This window comes from Pseudomonas graminis (assembly GCF_004364335.1).
Lineage (GTDB): Bacteria > Pseudomonadota > Gammaproteobacteria > Pseudomonadales > Pseudomonadaceae > Aquipseudomonas > Aquipseudomonas graminis_D.
This window is the reverse complement of sequence record NZ_SOCR01000016.1, coordinates 107,988-127,096: the sequence shown is the minus strand read 5'-3', so window position 1 is coordinate 127,096 and position 19,109 is coordinate 107,988. Positions and strand designations below refer to the sequence as shown.

The 19,109-nt window shown below is 61.3% G+C and carries 17 protein-coding genes; 7 read left to right on the top strand and 10 right to left on the bottom strand.

Going from position 1 to position 19,109, the window contains the following annotated elements; genetic code table 11:
• Positions 1-8 precede the first annotated feature (8 nt).
• On the top strand, positions 9-470 hold the full coding sequence (locus EC919_RS24950) for a hypothetical protein (RefSeq protein ID WP_133776968.1): 462 nt from the start codon (positions 9-11) through the stop codon (positions 468-470).
• 16 nt (positions 471-486) lie between these two features.
• On the opposite strand, the gene EC919_RS24945 is transcribed toward EC919_RS24950, so the two are convergent.
• Entirely contained in the window at positions 487-801 is a 315-nt protein-coding gene (locus tag EC919_RS24945; RefSeq protein WP_133776967.1) for a hypothetical protein, read from the bottom strand.
• A gap of 943 nt (positions 802-1,744) precedes the next feature.
• On the opposite strand from EC919_RS24945, the gene EC919_RS24940 reads away from it, so the two are divergent.
• Both EC919_RS24940 and EC919_RS24935 read left to right on the top strand, forming a co-directional pair.
• Positions 1,745-3,112 (top strand): pyridine nucleotide-disulfide oxidoreductase, encoded by a 1,368-nt coding sequence (locus tag EC919_RS24940; protein ID WP_432213847.1) that lies wholly within the window; start codon positions 1,745-1,747, stop codon positions 3,110-3,112.
• 179 nt (positions 3,113-3,291) lie between these two features.
• The gene (locus tag EC919_RS24935) at positions 3,292-4,224 is read left to right on the top strand and encodes a ketopantoate reductase family protein (RefSeq protein WP_133776965.1); all 933 of its coding nucleotides are present in this window, start codon (positions 3,292-3,294) and stop codon (positions 4,222-4,224) included.
• A gap of 36 nt (positions 4,225-4,260) precedes the next feature.
• Here EC919_RS24935 and EC919_RS24930 read toward each other — a convergent pair whose 3' ends face one another.
• Positions 4,261-5,514 (bottom strand): M20/M25/M40 family metallo-hydrolase, encoded by a 1,254-nt coding sequence (locus tag EC919_RS24930; protein ID WP_133776964.1) that lies wholly within the window; start codon positions 5,512-5,514, stop codon positions 4,261-4,263.
• Positions 5,515-5,677: 163 nt separating this feature from the next.
• On the opposite strand from EC919_RS24930, the gene EC919_RS24925 reads away from it, so the two are divergent.
• Positions 5,678-5,914, top strand: coding sequence for a YdcH family protein (locus tag EC919_RS24925; RefSeq protein ID WP_133776963.1), 237 nt, complete (start codon positions 5,678-5,680; stop codon positions 5,912-5,914).
• Positions 5,915-6,193: 279 nt separating this feature from the next.
• On the opposite strand, the gene csrA is transcribed toward EC919_RS24925, so the two are convergent.
• From csrA to EC919_RS24910, 3 genes are all read right to left on the bottom strand, one after another.
• Entirely contained in the window at positions 6,194-6,382 is a 189-nt protein-coding gene (gene csrA, locus EC919_RS24920) for a carbon storage regulator CsrA (protein WP_037012727.1), read from the bottom strand.
• A 587-nt stretch (positions 6,383-6,969) separates the two neighbouring features.
• Entirely contained in the window at positions 6,970-8,322 is a 1,353-nt protein-coding gene (locus EC919_RS24915; RefSeq protein WP_133776962.1) for a GntP family permease, read from the bottom strand.
• Between the two features lie 127 nt (positions 8,323-8,449).
• Entirely contained in the window at positions 8,450-8,977 is a 528-nt protein-coding gene (locus tag EC919_RS24910) for a gluconokinase (protein ID WP_166650628.1), read from the bottom strand.
• Between the two features lie 268 nt (positions 8,978-9,245).
• Between EC919_RS24910 and EC919_RS24905 the strand changes: the two genes are divergently transcribed.
• On the top strand, positions 9,246-10,262 hold the full coding sequence (locus tag EC919_RS24905) for a LacI family DNA-binding transcriptional regulator (RefSeq protein WP_133776960.1): 1,017 nt from the start codon (positions 9,246-9,248) through the stop codon (positions 10,260-10,262).
• A 337-nt stretch (positions 10,263-10,599) separates the two neighbouring features.
• On the opposite strand, the gene EC919_RS24900 is transcribed toward EC919_RS24905, so the two are convergent.
• From EC919_RS24900 to glcD, 5 genes are all read right to left on the bottom strand, one after another.
• Entirely contained in the window at positions 10,600-12,777 is a 2,178-nt protein-coding gene (locus tag EC919_RS24900; RefSeq protein ID WP_133776959.1) for a malate synthase G, read from the bottom strand.
• A gap of 58 nt (positions 12,778-12,835) precedes the next feature.
• Complete coding sequence (locus EC919_RS24895; RefSeq protein ID WP_133776958.1) at positions 12,836-13,243, bottom strand: heme-binding protein; 408 nt, start codon at positions 13,241-13,243, stop codon at positions 12,836-12,838.
• 66 nt (positions 13,244-13,309) lie between these two features.
• Positions 13,310-14,533: a glycolate oxidase subunit GlcF gene (gene glcF / locus EC919_RS24890; RefSeq protein ID WP_133776957.1), complete on the bottom strand. Its 1,224-nt coding sequence runs from the start codon at positions 14,531-14,533 to the stop codon at positions 13,310-13,312.
• A gap of 3 nt (positions 14,534-14,536) precedes the next feature.
• The gene (gene glcE / locus EC919_RS24885; protein ID WP_133776956.1) at positions 14,537-15,634 is read right to left on the bottom strand and encodes a glycolate oxidase subunit GlcE; all 1,098 of its coding nucleotides are present in this window, start codon (positions 15,632-15,634) and stop codon (positions 14,537-14,539) included.
• Entirely contained in the window at positions 15,634-17,133 is a 1,500-nt protein-coding gene (gene glcD / locus EC919_RS24880; protein WP_133776955.1) for a glycolate oxidase subunit GlcD, read from the bottom strand. The genes glcE and glcD overlap by 1 nt, the downstream gene beginning before the upstream one ends.
• Positions 17,134-17,554: 421 nt before the next feature.
• Between glcD and glcC the strand changes: the two genes are divergently transcribed.
• Together glcC and maiA are read left to right on the top strand one after the other, a co-directional pair.
• Positions 17,555-18,328, top strand: coding sequence for a transcriptional regulator GlcC (glcC, locus tag EC919_RS24875; RefSeq protein ID WP_133776954.1), 774 nt, complete (start codon positions 17,555-17,557; stop codon positions 18,326-18,328).
• A gap of 127 nt (positions 18,329-18,455) precedes the next feature.
• Positions 18,456-19,088 (top strand): maleylacetoacetate isomerase, encoded by a 633-nt coding sequence (maiA, locus tag EC919_RS24870; RefSeq protein ID WP_133776953.1) that lies wholly within the window; start codon positions 18,456-18,458, stop codon positions 19,086-19,088.
• Positions 19,089-19,109: the final 21 nt, after the last annotated feature.

Below are 19,109 nucleotides of genomic sequence, written 5' to 3'. Positions count from 1 at the left end.
GGATTTGCATGGCGCACGCGCAACCCGAGATCGAAGCGGTACAAGAGCACGAACGAGCGGCGCCTTCGCGCCGTCGTCGCAAAATCATGATTGGCGTCGGCGGCCTGCTGGGTATTGTGGTGGTGGGCGCGGCGACGATAGTCACGATGCTTGAGCATCTGGAAACACGAAATGCCAGCTTCCGACCGCCCATGACATCCCTCGAGCGGGAGCAGCTGCTGCCGCCGGAGCCGGTACTGGAAGTCAAACCTCAGGTAGAAGGTCTGCGCTACGGCAGCGCCATTTCGCCGGCCATTAAGGCTACGAGCGTTGAATCGGTCACGCCTGACGAAGCGTCAGCCTCGGCAGCAGCGCTTCTGTTCAGCCCGCCGTCTTCACCTCTTGGACCGTCATCCCTTGTCGCGCCTGATCGATCTGGCAAACCCCTGGGCATCGCTCAGGCGATTCACGTGCATAGCGGCACGCAGTAAGCAGGACCCACCTGCCTCAATGCATCCGGCGACGGTGCTCATTCTCGAAGAGCAGCTTGAACTGCTCTTCGCCATTGTCTTGAACTGCATAGTGCTCACGCACAGGCCCTGCTTCGATGCGGCCGTCCATTGCCACGCGAATGATCGCTGACTTGGGCAAGTATTCCGGCACATCACCGATAATTGTCAGCTCGCGCAGCGCGTGGCCGTCGTGCTCTATGGTCGCCAGTCGCACTCTGCAGGTTGCCTGCATGGGAATCGGTCCAAACAGCGTATCCCGCGAATAATCAATCTCGGCAAAGCTGGATCGACGGGATTTATCAGCATTCATTGTGATACCTCTCTGTCCATGGGAAAGCGTTCGGGCATAACAATGGAGACTTGGCAGGACGGAATAGTTCTCATCTCTGCCTGCAGTAATTCTCCATTCATCGGATACGGTATCGCTCGCCTCTGCTGTCCACGAAGTGACTCAAGCTTGATAATTCTGACGTCAATAAACACTACCGAATGTCAATCGTTGGGCACGTACAAGGGACGGATGATTCTAACGGAGGTGGTAGTGTGCGAAAGAAAAGCCACTTATATCCATGAGCGACACGTGATCTGAAATTAAATTGCCAAACCGTCTTATTTTATAAATCCATGGAGGCCCGCAAAGGCGACGGCATAATGGCGCCATAATTAAATATTCTATATAAAACAACATGTTAGTGGTCTGGATAGCAGGGCGCTGCGTTTTCTCAGAAAATTGACACTTCGCCTGATCTTTGCAACTATCACTTTACGTTTTGAACTTGAATACACCGCGCTTAGTGCAAGCGTCCGACACTTCTCGTCCTGGCAATAATGCCTTCCGACTCGCGATGAGTTGGCGGTAGCGTCCTTCGGGACATCTGATAAAGGGCAATGTAACCACTAGGCATCCGGACGCGGGCTCGGAAAACGACCTGCCAACCGGCAAGCGGCGTCGCAGAGCCTGCGCCGATTGATTGACCACCTGTTGATCATCCGATCTTCTACAGCCGCCACGTGACGCAGATCACCGCGGTCGTCATGCCTGCCTAATGCAGTAGTTCAATAACAGCGCATTTATTTTCAACTTCAAAGTCCAGACATCGCTTCAGCGGCAGCGGTTGAACGCGCACGCAAGTGCAGCGGTTTATAACGCACGTGGCGATACGGTAACGACCCAGCGTGGAGTGACAGTTATGCAAGGAGATCATCTGGAAACCGTTTGCGGTTGCGTAGTAGGAGGTGCCGGACCTGCGGGAATGGGGCTGCTTTTCAACGCATTAAAAAGTGGCGCCATGCCAGAACTGGCCAAGGAAGGCTTAATTATTGTCGACGCAAGTCCCACGCCGGGCACGGGTCGGCTGGGCGATTACCGGATCACCGCCAACTCGGTGGGCGATGTGTTCCTGGATTGTCTGCGCGACCCGGCGTTGCGTGATGTATTCGAACCCCTCGAACATTCGCCCGCTTACTGGCGCATCCGTCGGCAGGCGCAGAGTGCGCCGCAATTGGCGGATGTCGCTGAACTGCTGGCGGAAGCCTCGAAGCTGGTGCTCGACTTCATTGTCGAGCGCTACGGCGTGAAATTATGGAGCAGCACGACGATCACCGAAGTCGTGCGCGAAGGCGACGATTACCAGGTGTGGGTCGAGTCCGATGGACGCAGTCGGCGTATTCGCAGCCGTGCAGTCGTCCTCAATCTGGGCGGCTGGCAGGACCCGCAGCACCTGCTCGACAGCCTGGCCGATCAAGGCCTCGCGGTGCCGCCCTCGGCGCAGATCGAGAGCGCCGATGCGCTGTTGAGAATGAATGCCGTGCAGCTGCGCCACCTTTTCGCAACGACGCTGGCGGCCAAGGGCCGGGTGTGCGTCGTGGGCGGCTCCCACAGCGCGTTCTCGGTGCTGGAAAACCTGGCCGACGCGCTGGAGTTTGCCGGCCTGGAGGAGGTCACGCTGGTACACCGTTCGCCCATCCGCCTGTTTTACGAAACCGCTCAGGCGGCGTTGGACGCGGGTTATGTATTCGATGCCGCCAGGGATGTCTGCCCGGTTTCGGGTCGGGTCAACCGGTCAGGCGGGTTGCGCTACCGGGCGCTGGATGTGGGCCGTGAAGCCCTGTCCAAAGGCCAGATCGGCAAGACCGGCGTGCGCGTGCAGTTGCTGCAGACCCATCAGGGCCCGGCCGATCAGTTAGAGCTCGCCCGTCAGGCGCTGGCGGAAGCCGACATTGTCGTGCAGTGTACGGGCTATCAGCCGGTGCTGCCGGCGTTGAGTCATGCCGGTGGCGAGGCCATCACACTGATGGAGGTCAAGGGTGGGCTTGATTCCGACCCTTCGGGTTGTCCGCTCGATGCCAGCGGTCAGCGCCTGCATGGCCTGCACCTGTTCGGTCTGGGGGCAGGGCTGGGCGTCGATCCGCGGCTGGGCAGCGAAGCGTCGTTTGACGGCCGCATCTACGGCGTCTGGCAGTTCCATCACGACGCCAGCGGCGTGGTGATCGATTCGGTCCTGACCCGCCTGCAGACTCCGGTCGTACAGCCCGTCCCTGCTGCGCCAAGGCTGGTGTCCAGTCGCAGCGAAGAACGCCTGCCGTTCCTCTGGCCCGCGCTGGTCAACGCGCAGTCCTGATGCTCCTTGCAACACCCGAATCCCGGCGCTCCTTTGGTTAGGCAGCCCGGGATTTTTTTTGCCCGTGATTCAGTCGGCACACAATAGGTTGGCCGCCATACAAGCCGTTCGCCAGAGTCCGGCCGCTCATCTATTCTCCTGTCCTGACCCTCGAGGGTGCATCGAACAGGAATTGACCAATGCGTATTTTGATGGTGGGCGCGGGTGCGATCGGCGGCTATTTCGGTGGCCGATTGCTGGATGCCGGGCGAGACGTGACATTTCTGGTGCGCGAAGGCCGCGCGCAGGAACTGGAGCGCGACGGGCTGATCGTCCGCAGCCCGCTGGGTAACATTGAATACCCCTCGCCGCCGCAGGTCATGGCGGCGATGCTCGACACGCCCTTTGACCTGATCATCCTCAGTTGCAAGGCCTACGACCTCGACAGCGCCATGGAGTCCTTCGCGCCAGCCGTCGGCCCGGAGACGTTGATCCTGCCGCTGCTCAATGGCATGGCGCATCTGGATCGGCTCGCCGAGCGGTTCTCTCCCGCCAACGTGCTCGGCGGCCAATGCCTGATCTCGCTGGATCGCGATGCCTCGGGCGCCATCCTTCACTTGAACGACACTAACCAGCTCTCGTTTGGCGAGCAGGACGGCGCGCTGACCCCGCGCATTCAGCAGGTTGCCGAGGCACTGGGCAGTGCAGGATTCGATGCGATCCTGAGTGAGCAGATTACCCAGGAAATGTGGGAGAAATGGTGCTTCATCGCGACCGGCGCCGGCATCACCGGATCGATGCGCGCGAGCATCGGCGATGTGGTCGCCAGTGGCGGGGAAGGACTGATTCTGAAGCTGCTGGATGAGTGCGCCCAGGTGGCGGACCACGCCGGCCACCCGCTGCGCAGTGAGGTCCGGCAACGGTTCGAAAAGATGCTGACCGCCCCCGGCTCGAAGATGACCGCGTCGATGCTCAGGGACATCGAGCGCGGTGCGCCGATCGAAGTGCAGCACGTGTTCGGCGAGATGATTGCCCGGCGTCCAGGCGCCGACAGGTCAGCTGAAGCATCACTGTCGGCGCTCGATTACGTGTATCTGCACCTGCGCACGTATGAGGCGCGGCGGCTCACGTAACAGGCTCGCGGAAAAAGCCCGGGGAGCAGGCGTCGCTCACTTGCCCGGAGTGTGGGTCGCCAGCTCCATGATCATCCGCGTCAGCAGGTAGATGCGCGGCGATACGCTGTCGACTTCGGCATATTCCTCAGGGGTGTGAATGTTCCCGCCAACGATGCCGAACCCGTCCAGCGTCGGCACGCCGACCCCGGCCGAGAGGCTTGCATCGGCCGCGCCGCCGCTGCCTTCGATGGTCAGCTTGCGGCCGATCTCTGCGTAGATGCCCTGGGCGATATCGACCAGCTTGTCGGTTTCCGGCGTCTGGGGCATGGGCGGCAAACCGCGCTCCAGGCGGGTGGTCACTTGGGTGTCCGGGATCAGTTTGTCAGCGGAAACCCGCGCCAGATCCTTCTCGATGCGGTCGAATTCTTCCGGCACGGCGGCGCGCACATCGGCCTTGGCGGTGGCCTGATCGGGGATCACGTTGGTGCGGTCGCCCGCGTTGAGCACGGTGAAGTTGATCGTGGTCTTCTTCTCGGCGTCGCCCAGTTTGCCCAGTTGCAGGATCTGATGCGCCACCTCCATCGCCGCGTTGCGCCCCAGTTCCGGCGCGACGCCGGCGTGAGACGCCTTACCCTTGACCTCGACCACCGCGGTGGCGCTGCCTTTGCGCCAGATCACCAGACCGTCGGCGGGACGCCCCGGCTCCAGGTTCAGGGTCACATCGTGCTGCCTGGCGACTTTCTGAATCAGCGCGGTGGCGGCGTCCGAGCCGGTCTCCTCGCTGGCGTCCAGCAGGAAGGTGATCTGTGCGTAGTCCTTGAAGTCGAGCTTCTTCAGAATCTTCAGCGCGTAAAGCCCGGCGACGATGCCGCCTTTGTCGTCCATGACCCCTGGTCCGTAAGCACGGCCGTCCTTGATGAGGAACGGGCGGGCGGCGGCGGAGCCTTCCTTGAATACGGTGTCCATGTGCGCCATCAGCAGGATCTTTGCCTTGCCGCTGCCCTTGAGCGTCGCGACCACATGCTGGCTCTTGTCCGGCGCGGTATTGGGGATCAGCTCGATGGTTGCGCCGAGCGCCTTGAGCTGGGCGACGACGATGTCACGCACTTGGGTCAGTCCCGGCTCGTAGCCGGAGCCCGTATCGATATTGACCAGTTGCTCCAGCAGCTTCAGCGCTTCGTCCTTGTATTGCTCGGCGTCCGCCTGAACCGGTTTATTGGGCTCGGCGAAGGCAGGCGCTGCCGCGGAAAAGGCGATACCGAGGGCCAGCGCGCTGGCGAGAAGGGAGCGGGAGAAGGGTGAGGTCATGGTCGATCCTTGTAATGGCATGAAGAGGGCTCGACCGACACCCTAGCCCGTTGTACAGGATCGTGCATGTCAAAACGCGTTATTCACATCGGCAAAAACACCGAACCTTTAGGCTGGGCTACCCTCAACATTCCTACATCAGTCATCAGAGGAGAGGCATCCCATGCCGGTTAAGCACGATTTGTACGCGGACCTGAGCATCACCAAAGAAGAGCTCGCCAAGCGCAAAGGCAGCGACGCGAAGCTCAACGCGCTGGTCGATCATTACGATGAGCTGGACGCCGATATCGTCAGCGCAGAACAGGCAGGCGATGCCTCGGACGATGAACTGAAGAAACTCAAGGAAAAACGGCTGCAGGCAAAAGACACCATCGCCAGTTACCTGAACACAGCGGGCTGATCGGGTTAAACGGCCTGGTCACTAAAACGGCCGATCTCTTATGGAGGTCGGCCGTTTTTAGTTGGCGATAGCGGATGTCTGACAACTTGCCGCGACATCCGGAAGTGCATCGTCCGATACGCTGAATCTGTGTGTTCGCTCACGCTTAGTTGTCAGCGGGGCGACTTCCATGGATCCAAAGTTCGGATGAAAAAAAACGGCGTCTGGTCAGTCGCCGTCGCCGATCTGTCAGCACCGGGTGGCCGCTGACAGTTATCGAATAAGCATAAACCGGTGGGTTTATTGCGGATCCTGGTCGGGTGCAGTCTCGGCCTTGATGCGTTTGTAGATTTCTTCGCGGTGCACTGAAACATCTTTCGGAGCGTTGATGCCGAGACGGACTTGGAGGCCCTGAACGCCCAGAATGGTGACGGTGATGTCGTCACCAATGTTTATGCTTTCGCCGACTTTGCGGGTGAGTATCAACATAATCTTTTCCTTGATGGCCTCATGAAGCGCCTCTACCGGGAGGCTGGCGTGAGCCTTTGGGTGGTGGTAATTGCCGATTGCATCCAAATGCGTTCATCAGTATGACGCCATTGGTACGATTTTAATTCCCCAGGTTCATCGTCTCGTCACAGTTAGCATCGCTCCTGGGTCGAACGGCATGGGAATCTTGCCTGATGCTGGCGGCAAATTCCCGTGGAAATCGGCTATCGCAGTGATAGCCGAATTCCGGGCGGCGCCTATTCCACACTCCTTTGCCCTTTATTGCAAAGAACTCGTGCCGGGTGGCGATGAAATTTTCATTAGATTGCCCCGTACGAGTTTCCTGAGAGGAGTGTAGGAGACTTCCGAAATGAGTAGCGGCAAAACGCCGTAACTTTAATCGAATTGATGACGGGATGTGTGAACGGTTTTGTATCAGCCCCCGATTCAGGACACTTCAAGACGCGAAGGTCATGATCAAGATAAGAGCGGAGGAGGGCGAAAGGTGCTGAAACAACATGCCCACCGCGAGGGTGGGCATGGGTGTAACGGGTTGATCGCCGCGTCAATATGCCGCGATCAATGCATCAGACCACCAGCGACAACAGCATGATCAGGATGATGCCTACCACCGACAGGATGGTTTCCATCACGGTCCAGGTTTTCAGTGTTTCGGCCACGGTCATGTTGAAGTACTGTTTGACCAGCCAGAAACCCGCGTCGTTCACGTGGGACAGGATCAGCGAACCGGCACCAGTCGCCAGGACCAGCAGTTCACGGTTCACGCCAGGGATCATGCCGACCACCGGGGCAACGATCCCGGCACCGGTAATGGTAGCGACGGTCGCGGACCCGGTGGCGATACGGATGACCGCAGCCACCAGCCACGCCAGCAGAATCGGCGAGATCTGTGCCTGCACGGCCATGTGGCCGATGAGGTTACCGACGCCACTGTCCACCAGCATCTGCTTGAAGCCACCGCCGGCACCGACGATCAGCACGATCGCGGCTACGGGCGCCAGGCTCTGGTCGAGCAGCTTGATGATGTGGTCGCGGCTGAAACCACGGGCCGAACCGAAGGTGTAGAACGCCAGCAGCAGGGCGAACAGCAGGGCAGCGATCGGGTGACCGATGAAGTCCATCCAGATGCGGAAGATGTGACCGGCTGGCAGCGCGACGTCGGCGAACGTCTTGAGCAGCATCAGGAACACCGGCAGCAGGATCGTCACCAGGGTGATGGCGAAGCTCGGCAGGTTTTCGTTGGTCGATTCCTTGGCAATCTGGTCCATCAGCTCTTTCGACGGGTTGCCCGGAATGCGCTTGGCAATCCATTTACCGTAGATCGGGCCGGCGATAATTGCGGTCGGGAACGCGACGATCAGACCGTAGAAAATGGTCTTGCCGATGTCAGCGTTGAAGATGCCGATGGCCAGCAACGGACCCGGGTGCGGAGGCACCAGACCGTGCACGGCGGACAGACCTGCCAGCAACGGGATACCGATCTTGACGATGGACACACCGCTACGACGGGCAACGATGAACACCAGCGGGATCAGCAGCACGAAGCCGATTTCGAAGAACAGCGGGATGCCCACCAGAAACGCCGAAAACATCATGGCCCAGTGCACGCGGTCCTTGCCGAAGCGACGGATCAACGTCTGGGCGATCTGGTCAGCACCGCCGGAATCGGCCATCAGCTTGCCGAGCATGGTGCCCAGGCCAAGGATGATGCCGACGAAACCCAGCACGCCGCCAAAACCGTCCTGGAACGATTTCATCACTTTGTCGACCGGCATCCCGGAGGTCAGCCCGAGAAAACCTGCCGCGATGGTCAATGCAATAAAGGGGTGGACTTTGAACTTGGTGATCAGAAGCACAAGGCCAATGATGGTCACCAACGCATCGACCAGCAGATACGTGTCTTGACTCATACCGAACATGGGGTGTCTCTCCGTTGTATTTTGTTTTTTTGGAGCTTCGGCTTAACGCTGTTGCTCTCTGCCCTGTGAAACAAGGGCAGCGTCATCAGAGACAGCGCTACCTTTGTCGCTCACGCCTGATCGAGGATCAAGAGCCGGTGCGCGCGGTGACAGATGGGGTATGGGATTCGGCGCCAGACTCGCTCCACCAGGTGGCCGCTTCCTGACCGATGGTCTCGATCGATTGCGTCGCGTCCACCACCAGTGTGCGGTCTTCGTTGTACGGAGGCTCGAGGGTCGCGAACTGGCTGTCGACCAGACTGGCCGGCATGAAATGCCCCGGGCGATGGGAGCAGCGTTCGGTGGCGAGTTCCTTGGTCAGTTCCAGAAACACGAAGCCCAGGCCCGGCACGGCTGCACGCAGACGTTCACGGTAGATGAGCTTGAGGGAGGAGCAGGTGAGAACGGGCTTTTCGCCGTTCTTTACAGCGGCGGCAACTTCTTCGCCGAGGCGGGTCAGCCAGCCGGCGCGATCGTTGTCGTCAAGCGGATGGCCCGCGCTCATCTTGTCGATGTTGGCTTGAGGATGGAACGCATCACCCTCGATCAGGCGGCCGCCGCTGTTTTTAGCGATGGCCTCGCCGACGGCACTCTTGCCGCAGCCGGAAACACCCATTACCACGATGGCGGAAATTGCATGTGGAGCAGTAGTCATAAAAACCTCGTCCCGGAGACAGCGCTGTCTTCGCCGAATGGTGTGCAAGTCCGGCAAGACTGTTTCCAGGTGTAGTCATTGTTATGGGTATCTCGCTGATCCATGAGATGCAAAACCCCGGTCGTGGAATCGATCGAAAAGTTGCGGGCCTCCGTGAGATAGCGCTACCTTAGAGCCCATCCCACACAATCGCAACCCCCGCAGCTTTCTTCCAATCAGTTGGCAACGCATGACACGTATTGGTTCCCGCTCCACCGGTCGTCCCACCCTTAACGAAGTCGCCAAACTGGCTGCCGTCTCGCCGATTACCGCGTCCCGGGCCTTGCGTGGCGTGGCCACCGTGGCACCGGATTTGGTGGAAAAAGTCCGCGCTGCTGCGCTGAGTCTAGGCTATGTCGCCAATCCTGCCGCACGGGCGCTGGCGTCTTCGCACAGTCAGTCGGTGGTGGTGCTGGTGCCGTCGCTCTCAAACCAGTTGTTCATTGAAACCCTCGAAGCCATTCAGACCGTTCTGCGTCCGCGGGGGCTGGACGTGGTGATCGGTAATTATCACTACTCGCCTATAGAAGAAGAGAACCTGCTGCGCAGTCATCTGTCCCAGCGGCCTCGTGGCATCTTGCTGACCGGCTTTGACCGCAGCGTGGCGGCGCAGCAATTGCTGGCGTCCAGCGGCGTGCCGTGCGTGCACATGATGGAGCTGGACCCCACCCGCGCCGAGCCGTGCGTGGGGTTTTCCCAGCAACAGGCGGGTGCCGAGGCGGCGCGGCATCTACTGAGCCGCGGCCGGCGGCGACTGGCGTATGTGTCGGCGCAGCTTGATCCGAGGGTGATTCAACGGGGCGTCGGCTTTCGCGGCGTGCTGGAACAGGAAGGGCTATATGACGAGGCGCTGCAGATGGCGTCGCCGCTGCCGTCGTCCATTGGCCTGGGCAGTGAGCTGTTCGCCCGATTGCTGGAAGCGCATCCGGACGTCGACGGGGTGTTCTTCTGCAATGATGACCTGGCCCAGGGCGCATCGCTGGAAGCCCTGCGGCGGGGCATCCGTATTCCGGAACAGGTGTCGCTGATCGGCTTCAATGACCTGCCGGGCTCGGCGCACATGGTGCCGCGGCTGACCTCCATCCGCACCCCGCGCGAACAGGTCGGCCAGCGCGCCGCGCAGTTATTGCTCGGCTTGCTGGACGGCACGGTTCACGAAGCGCAGGTGGATCTGGGGTTTGAACTGGTGGTGCGGGAAAGTACCTGACGGGACTTGGTGTTGCGGGGGCAGGCTTGCGTGTGATTGGGTTTAACCTCGACCATTGATGTGTCCAGACCTGACGCGTTCGCCAGCAAGCCGGCTCCTACAGAATTTGTGGTGAGTCAGTCAGCTGGGCGGTGAGCGGTCGGGCGCTTTCGCGGGCAAAGTGGAGCGCCACCCCGACGCTCCTCCAGTGGTTTTGCGACGATTGATGAATCCCGGTCGGGCACAAAATCTGTAGGAGCCGGCTTGCTGGCGAACGCGTTGTGTCAGGCACTCCGCCGTTCGCCACCTCCAACCGCTCCTACTGCTTCTGCATTGCCCGGTGAAGGCTAACCGACCATCAATGCTCCTTCTTGAACGCCAACCGGAACTCGTGCAACAGCGGTTCGGTGTAGCCGCTCGGCTGCTCGCGACCTTTGAACACCAACGCGCTGGCCGCCTGGAAGGCCACGGACTTCTCGAAGTTGCCGGCCATCGGCGTGTAAGCCGAGTCCCCGGCGTTTTGCCGGTCGACCACCTTCGCCATACGTTTCAAAGCGTCTTTCACATAGTCCTCGGAGACCACGCCGTGGCGCAGCCAGTTGGCGATGTGCTGGCTGGAAATGCGCAGCGTCGCGCGGTCTTCCATCAGGCCGACGTTGTGGATGTCCGGCACCTTCGAGCAGCCAACGCCTTGCTCCACCCAGCGCACCACATAGCCCAGCAGGCCCTGGGCATTGTTCTCCACTTCTTCTCGGATCTGATCCTCGTTCCACTCGGCTTTCTCGACGACGGGAATGGTCAGCAAGTCCAGCAGAATGTCTTCGCTGATGCTGTCCGGATCGACCTGTTCCAGCTCCTGCTGCACCGCTTTCACATCCACCTTGTGGTAATGCAGCGCGTGCAAGGTGGCGGCAGTCGGCGAAGGGACCCAGGCGGTGGTCGCGCCGGATTTCGGGTGCGCGATCTTCTGCTCCAGCATGTCGGCCATCAGGTCGGGCATTGCCCACATACCCTTACCGATCTGCGCACGGCCGCGCAGCCCGCAGGCCAGGCCGACGAGCACGTTGTTGCGCTCATACGCCTTGATCCACGGCGTGGCTTTCATGTCGCCCTTGCGCAGCATCGGGCCGGCTTCCATCGAGCTGTGCATCTCGTCGCCTGTGCGGTCGAGGAAGCCGGTGTTGATGAACGCCACCCGCGACGATGCGGCTTCGATGCACGCCTTGAGGTTGACGCTGGTGCGCCGCTCTTCGTCCATGATCCCCATCTTCAAAGTATTGCGCGGGATCTTCAGTGCGTCTTCGATGCGGCTGAACAGGGTGTTGGCGAACGCCACTTCGTCCGGGCCGTGCATCTTCGGTTTGACGATGTAGACGCTGCCGGCGCGGGAGTTGGTGCGGTTGTGCAGGTCGTGCAAGGCGATCAGGCTGGTGATGACGCCGTCGAGAATACCTTCGGGGATTTCCTTGTTGCCGTCGTAGAGGATCGCCGGGTTGGTCATCAGGTGGCCCACGTTGCGGATGAACAGCAGCGAACGTCCGTGCAGGGTGATCGCGCTGCCGTCGGCAGCGGTGTATTGGCGGTCGGCGTTCAGGCGACGGGTAATGGTCTTGCCGTTCTTGACCAGCGCTTCTGTCAGGTCGCCTTTCATCAGGCCCAGCCAGTTACGGTAGATCACCAGCTTGTCGTCGGCATCGACGGCGGCGACCGAGTCCTCGCAGTCGATGATGGTCGACAGCGCCGCTTCCAGCAGCAGGTCCTTGATCCCGGCCGGGTCAGTGCCACCGATCGGGCTGGCGGGGTCGATCTGGATTTCGATGTGCAGGCCGTTGTTCTTCAGCAGGATTGCAGTCGGCTGGCGCGGCTCGCCCTGATAGCCGACGTATTTCTCGGGCTGGGCAAGGCGCGACGGGCTGCCGTCGGCGAGGGTGACCAGCAACTCGCCGCTGTCCACCGCGTAGGCCTTGGCGCCGACGTGGGAACCGGACGCCAGGGGCGCGGCTTCATCCAGCAGAGCACGGGCGAAGGCGATGACTTTCTCGCCCCGCAGCGGGTTGTACCCGGCCTTGATTTCCGCACCGTTCGCCGAAGAAATCGCATCGGTGCCGTACAGTGCGTCGTACAGCGAACCCCAGCGCGCATTGGCCGCGTTCAGGGCATAACGGGCATTGGCCGCAGGGACCACCAGTTGCGGGCCGGCCTGTTCGCTGACTTCGATGTCCACTTTGTTGGTGGACACCTGAACCTGCGCCGGCACCTGCTTCAGATAACCGATGCTGTCGAGGAAGGCGATGTACGCCGGCATGTCGGTGACCGGGCCGGGATTGGATTTATGCCACTTGTCCAACTGAGCCTGTATGCGGTCGCGTTCTTTCAGCAGTTCGCGGTTGATCGGCGCGAGGTCGTGGACCAGTGAATCGAAATCGGCCCAGAACAGTTCCGGGGTCAGGCCTGTGCCGGGAATCACTTCCTCGTCGACGAAGCGCTTGAGGTTGGCCGCCACTTTAAGGTTGTGGCAATTGACGAATTCGGTCATCTGGGGTCTCCATCATGAATTGGGTCTGCAGCGTTGCTGCAGGCGATCGCTGGGGGCGTTACTGCGCGCTCACCACTGCAACACCGGCCTTGGCCACTTGCGCATCCTGATCAGCCTTCACCCCGGACACACCCACCGCGCCGATGGTCTCGCCGTCGATGATGATCGGTACGCCGCCTTCCAGCGAAGTCAGCAGCGGGGCGGTGACGAATGCGGTGCGGCCGCCGTTGACCATTTCCTCATAGCCCTTGGATTCGCGACGACCCAGCGCCGAGGTGCGGGCTTTTTCGATGGCGATGTAGCCACCGATGGGCGCGCAGCCGTCGAGACGCTCGAAGCCCAGCAGGTGACCGCCGTCGTCCGTGACGGCGATGGACACTGCCCAGCCGTTGTTCTGCGCCTCGGTGCGTGCCGCGGCGAGGATCTGGGTGACTTCGGTCTGGGTCAGTACGGATTTGGTTTTCATGCAGATCTCCTGAAGGGCAAAGGGTGTCATAAGTGTCGGTCTGATACGGAGCCAGGGCGCCTGCACTCAACTTGGAGGCAAGGCGTCCTCGATGAGTTCGATCCAGTGTTTGACCGGTGTGCGGTTGGCGCTGGCCAGATGGGTCTGACAGCCAATGTTGGCCGTTGCGATCACGTCCGGGTTGCCGCTTTCCAGCGCATTCATCTTGTTGTCGCGCAGCTGTTTGGCCAGCACCGGCTGGGTGATCGAGTAGGTGCCGGCCGAGCCGCAGCATAAGTGACTGTCGGGCACCGGTGTGAGATTGAAGCCCAGTCGGGTCAACACGGATTCAACGGCGCCGCCGAGTTTCTGCGCGTGCTGCAGCGTACACGGGCAATGGAAGGCCAGGGTCTGGCGCGTGCAACCGCCGAGCTGTTCCAAAGGTTCGGCGCGAAGCACTTCAACCAGGTCCTTGGTGCGTTCGCTGATCGTCGCCGCTTTTTGCGCATAAGCCGGGTCGTGGCGCAGCAGGTGGCCGTAATCCTTGACGAAAGCGCCGCAGCCGCTGGCAGTCTGCACAATGGCCTCGGCACCGGCCTGAATGCTCGGCCACCACGCGTCGATATTTCGACGTGCGCGCTGCAGGCCCTGCTCCTGCGCATTCAAGTGGTAATCCACGGCGCCGCAGCAACCGGCCTGGGCGATGGACGTGACGCTGATGCCCAGTCGATCCAGCACTCGCGCCGTGGCCGCGTTGGTGTTGGGCGACAAACCGGGTTGCACACAGCCTTCAAGTATCAGCATCTGCCGCGCGTGTTGCCTTGTCGGCCGAGCCTTGGCGGGGCGGATATTGCCGGGCAGCTTGGTCTTCAAGGCGCCGGGCAGCAGTGGCCTGAAGGAATTGCCCAACTGGGTCAGGGATTTGAATAGACCGGCGTTGGGCACCACAGCGCGCAGGCTGTCGCGCAGCAGGCGTTGGCCCAATGGGCGCGGCACGGCGGCGTCGACCACTTCCCGGCCAATGTCCAGCAGGTTGTGGTAATCGACCCCGGAAGGGCAGGTGGTTTCACAGTTGCGGCAGGACAGGCAGCGGTCCAGGTGCAGCTGGGTTTTCTCGGTGACTTCGCGGCCTTCCAGCACTTGCTTGATGAGGTAAATGCGCCCGCGCGGGCCATCCAGTTCGTCGCCGAGCAGCTGATAGGTTGGGCAGGTGGCGTTGCAGAAACCGCAGTGCACGCAGCTGCGCAGAATGCTTTCCGCTTCTTCGCCACGGGGCAGGCTTCTAGCATGTTCGCTCAGGGTCGTCTGCATGATTCAGATCTCCGCGTACATTCGGCCCGGATTGAAAATTCCGTGCGGATCAAGTTGCGCCTTGAGCTGGCGGTGGTAGCGCAGCAAGGGCGTGGCCAACGGCTGAAACGGACTGTCGTCGAGGCCATGGCTGTAGCAGGTGGCGTGACCGCCTGCAGCGCTGACGATGCGGCGAATCTCGTCGCCGCTGGCGTCGGATTTCAACCAGCGTTGTGCACCGGCCCAGTCGATCAATTGATCCCCCGGCAGGTCCAGCGCAGCCGTGCTGACGGGCAATGACAGGCGCCACAATGGACGGCCATCGGTGAAAAAATCCAGACGGTGTTCGTTCAGCGCGCGCCAGTAAGCCGGGTCGATGGATTCGCCGCCCAGGCGGTCATGGGCCGCGGCGACCGAACCTTCGCCGCCTTCGAGACGCAAACGCAGCACGCGGCCGTCGTGGCTGGCGGCGCTGATCGGCAGCGGTTCCTGACCCCACTGCGCCAGGCGGGCGAGGGCGGTGGCGCTGTCCATCTCCAGGGCAATGCTGGTGCACAGCCGCGGCTTGGGCAGGACTTTCAACGAGACTTCGGTGATCAGTCCCAGGCAGCCAAAACTGCCGGCCATCAGGCGCGACAGGTCGTAGCCCGCAACGTTTTTCATCACCTCGCCGCCAAAGCGCAAGTGCTTGCCCAGGCCAGTGATCACCCGAGTGCCCAGGACGAAATCCCGCACGGAGCCGGACCACGGCCTGCGCGGGCCTGACACGCCCGCCGCGACCATCCCGCCGACGGTGGCATCGCCTGCACCGCCATCGCTGTAGCTTGGCGGTTCGCACGGCAGCATCTGCCCGGCATCTTCCAGCGCTGCATTCAGCACCGACAACGGCGTGCCGGCGCGGGCGGTGATCACCAGTTCGGTGGGGTCGTAGGTGACGATGCCACTGTGGATACGCGTATCCAGCACCTCCCCGGCCACCTCGCGACCGAGGAATGCCTTGCTGTTGGCGCCTTGAATGCGCAGCGGCAGGGCGGACTGAATCGCCTGATTGACCTGTTCCAGCAGCGCATCGCTGGCATCACGGTCCTGAGCCACGAAGGACGGCTGACGTTGAGCATCCATCAGAAACGCTCCAGTTCAGGGAAGGGCAGCTTGCCCATGTGCACGTGCATGGCACCGAATTCGGCGCAGCGGTGCAGGGTCGGGATGTTCTTGCCGGGGTTGAGGGTGCCGGCCGGATCGAACGCGGCTTTTACCGCGTGGAACAAGGTCAGCTCGTCACTGTTGAATTGCGCGCACATCTGATTGATTTTCTCGCGGCCGACGCCGTGCTCACCGGTGATGCTGCCGCCGACTTTCACGCACAGCTCCAGAATCTTTCCGCCCAATGCTTCGGCGCGGTCGAGCTCACCCGGTTGATTGGCATCGAAGAGAATCAGCGGGTGCATGTTGCCGTCGCCAGCGTGGAAAACGTTGGCGACGCGCAGGCCGTATTCTTCCGACAGCGCGGAAATGCCCTTCAGTACGCCCGGCAATTCCCGACGCGGGATGGTGCCGTCCATGCAGTAGTAATCCGGCGACAGACGACCCACTGCCGGGAAAGCATTCTTGCGCCCGGCCCAGAAGCGCACGCGTTCGGCTTCGTCCTTCGCCTGGCGTATTTCGGTCGCGCCGGCATTTTCCAGTACAGCGCGAACCCGGTCGCAATCGGCGTGAACGTCGGCTTCTACACCGTCCAGTTCGCACAGCAGGATGGCTTCGGCGTCGACCGGGTAGCCGGCGTGAATGAAGTCTTCGGCGGCGCGAATGGCCAGGTTGTCCATCATCTCCAGGCCGCCGGGGATGATGCCCTCGGCAATAATGTCACCGACGGCGCGACCGGCTTTTTCCACTGAGTCGAAGGCGGCCAGCAACACCCGTGCGACTTGCGGTTTGGGCAGCAGCTTGACGGTGACTTCGGTGATCACGCCGAGCATGCCTTCGGAACCGGTGAACAGTGCCAACAGGTCGAAGCCCGGCGAATCCAGCGCCTCGGAACCCAGCACCATGTGCTCGCCCTCGACCGTGAGGATGTCGACCTTGAGCAGGTTGTGCACGGTCAGGCCGTATTTCAGGCAGTGCACGCCGCCGGCGTTTTCCGCGACGTTGCCGCCGATGGAGCAGGCAATTTGCGAGGACGGGTCAGGCGCGTAATAAAGGTCATAGGGCGCGGCGGCCTGGGAAATGGCCAGGTTGCGCACGCCGGGCTGCACGCGGGCATAGCGCCCGGCGGGGTCGATGTGGAGCATTTTATTGAAGCGCGCCATCACCAGCAGCACGCCTTTTTCCAGCGGCAGGGCGCCGCCGGACAGTCCGGTCCCGGCACCGCGCGCCACCACCGGCACGCCACGCTCGTGGCAGACCTTCAGCAGCGTCTGAACCTGCTCGATGCGCTGGGGCAGCACCACCAGCATCGGCGTCGTGCGATAGGCCGAGAGCCCGTCGCACTCGTAGGGGCGCAGTTCTTCCTCGCGATGGAGGATGTCCAGATCAGGCAGCCGGGACTGCAGCGCCTGGAGCAGTTGTTGTTTGTCGATGGCCGGCAGAACGCCGTCGACGCGTTCGTCGTACAGGATATTCATGATGGGTTCGCAACCCTGTCTTGTTTTTATTGGAAGCCTGTTCCGTGGCGGAACCTCAATGGCTGGCTTGCATCATTGGCTCAGCGGGGCTTAGTGTCTACCGGGCGGCGCGGTGGTCGAACCAGTTTTGCGACGAAGCATCCTGAAATTATCGGTGAATAGACTTTAATATCATTGGTATAGGTATCGTCGCGCTTATTGCTGTTCGAGCAGTTATCCGTGGTCATACCAGTGAAGAAAGCGTGGTCGTCACGTTTAATGGGCATTGTTGAGAACATCTGTAGGAGCCGGCTTGCTGGCGAACCGGGTGGTCCATGCGACTTGGTACCGACTCAATAAACGCGTTCGCCAGCAAGCCGGCTCCTACGGATTGATTCGACCGAGCAAACCGGACCCGGCCCTTACCCGAGGAAATCTGTCCATGGAAAATCCGCAGACAAACCGCCCCCAACAGGTCGCCGACGTCGTCAGCGAGCGCATTGAGCGGTTGATTGTCGACGGGGTGCTCAAGGTCGGTCAGCTGTTGCCTTCCGAGCGGCGGCTGACCGAAAAACTCGGTGTGTCGCGCACCGCGCTGCGCGAAGGCCTGCAGCTGCTGCGCGCCAGGGGCATCATCGAAACCCGTCAGGGCAAGGGCTCGTTTGTCGCGCAAATGGGCGGGCTCGGGCTGACCGCCAGTTCGCCGCTGATGCACTTGTTCGCCTCCCAGCCACGCACGCTCTACGACCTGTTTGAAGTGCGCAGCCTGCTGGAAGGGGAGTCCGCGCGGCTGGCGGCGCTGCGTGGCACCGACGCGGATTTCGTCTTGATCACCCGGGCCTATGACGCGCTGGTGGCCGGCCATGATCACCCATTGCCGGCCTGCGAACACGCGCGGCTCGACCACGCGTTTCACTTGGCCATCTGCGAGGCGTCGCACAACCCGGTGCTGGTGCAGACCCTGCGTTCATTGACGGATCTGCTGCTCAACACGGTGTTCGCCTCGGTCAACAACCTCTATCACCGCGACGCCCAGAAGCGCCAGATAGACCGCCATCACGCCCGGCTCTATAACGCGGTGACCGGGCGTTTGCCCGAGCAGGCGCGCAAGGCGGCGGTGGCGCACATCCAGAACATCTGCGACAACCTGCGGGAGATCGAAAGCGAGGAGCAGCGACTGGTGCGCGCCACGCTGCGGCTGGAGGGCTGGGCTTGAGGCTGGCTGGAGCTTTGCCGGGTCGGACCTTAGCTTGACAGCCATGGCGCATTGCCGCAGTTTACGCATTGCGTAAGCCGCTTACGCCGGAGTGAAAAAACCAAAACAACAATAACAGGCCATTCCCGTGGATCTTTTCACCTACTACCGATCGACCTCGAGCTACCGGGTGCGCATTGCCTTGGCGCTGAAAGGTCTCGCGTTCGACGCCATTCCGGTCAACCTGATCCGCGACGGTGGCGAACATCACAAGGTCGATTACTTGGCGATCAATCCCCAGGGCCGCGTTCCCGCCCTGAGGCTGGACGACGGTGAGGTGATCATTCAGTCCATGGCGATCATCGAATACCTCGAAGAATTCTCCCCCCAACCTGCATTGCTCCCCGACGCGCTGCTGGACCGCGCGCGCCATCGGCAGATTGCCGCCCTGATCGGTTGCGACATTCACCCGCTGCACAACGTCGCGGTGCTCAATCGCCTGCGCGGCATGGGCCACGACGAAGGCGATGTTACGGCGTGGATCGGCCACTGGATCAGCCAAGGCTTCGCCGCTGTGGAAGCCCTGATTGGCGACACTGGATTTTGTTTCGGCACCGTCGGCCTGGCCGATGTATACCTGCTGCCCCAAGTGTATGCAGCACGACGCTTCAACGTGGACATGGCTCCGTACCCGCGTATTTGCCGGGTCGAAACGCTGGCTTTGCAGCATCCAGCCTTCCAGGCCGCCCATCCCGATGCGCAATCGGACAAGCCGGAGTAATCTTTCCCCCATGAAAAGCTT

Coding starts and splice junctions, on each gene's coding strand:
- EC919_RS24950 (WP_133776968.1), top strand. CDS start 9: ATGGCGCACGCGCAACCCGAGATCGAAGCGGTACAAGAGCACGAACGA.
- EC919_RS24945 (WP_133776967.1), bottom strand. CDS start 801: ATGAATGCTGATAAATCCCGTCGATCCAGCTTTGCCGAGATTGATTAT.
- EC919_RS24940 (WP_432213847.1), top strand. CDS start 1,745: ATGGGGCTGCTTTTCAACGCATTAAAAAGTGGCGCCATGCCAGAACTG.
- EC919_RS24935 (WP_133776965.1), top strand. CDS start 3,292: ATGCGTATTTTGATGGTGGGCGCGGGTGCGATCGGCGGCTATTTCGGT.
- EC919_RS24930 (WP_133776964.1), bottom strand. CDS start 5,514: ATGACCTCACCCTTCTCCCGCTCCCTTCTCGCCAGCGCGCTGGCCCTC.
- EC919_RS24925 (WP_133776963.1), top strand. CDS start 5,678: ATGCCGGTTAAGCACGATTTGTACGCGGACCTGAGCATCACCAAAGAA.
- csrA (WP_037012727.1), bottom strand. CDS start 6,382: ATGTTGATACTCACCCGCAAAGTCGGCGAAAGCATAAACATTGGTGAC.
- EC919_RS24915 (WP_133776962.1), bottom strand. CDS start 8,322: ATGTTCGGTATGAGTCAAGACACGTATCTGCTGGTCGATGCGTTGGTG.
- EC919_RS24910 (WP_166650628.1), bottom strand. CDS start 8,977: ATGGGTGTTTCCGGCTGCGGCAAGAGTGCCGTCGGCGAGGCCATCGCT.
- EC919_RS24905 (WP_133776960.1), top strand. CDS start 9,246: ATGACACGTATTGGTTCCCGCTCCACCGGTCGTCCCACCCTTAACGAA.
- EC919_RS24900 (WP_133776959.1), bottom strand. CDS start 12,777: ATGACCGAATTCGTCAATTGCCACAACCTTAAAGTGGCGGCCAACCTC.
- EC919_RS24895 (WP_133776958.1), bottom strand. CDS start 13,243: ATGAAAACCAAATCCGTACTGACCCAGACCGAAGTCACCCAGATCCTC.
- glcF (WP_133776957.1), bottom strand. CDS start 14,533: ATGCAGACGACCCTGAGCGAACATGCTAGAAGCCTGCCCCGTGGCGAA.
- glcE (WP_133776956.1), bottom strand. CDS start 15,634: ATGGATGCTCAACGTCAGCCGTCCTTCGTGGCTCAGGACCGTGATGCC.
- glcD (WP_133776955.1), bottom strand. CDS start 17,133: ATGAATATCCTGTACGACGAACGCGTCGACGGCGTTCTGCCGGCCATC.
- glcC (WP_133776954.1), top strand. CDS start 17,555: ATGGAAAATCCGCAGACAAACCGCCCCCAACAGGTCGCCGACGTCGTC.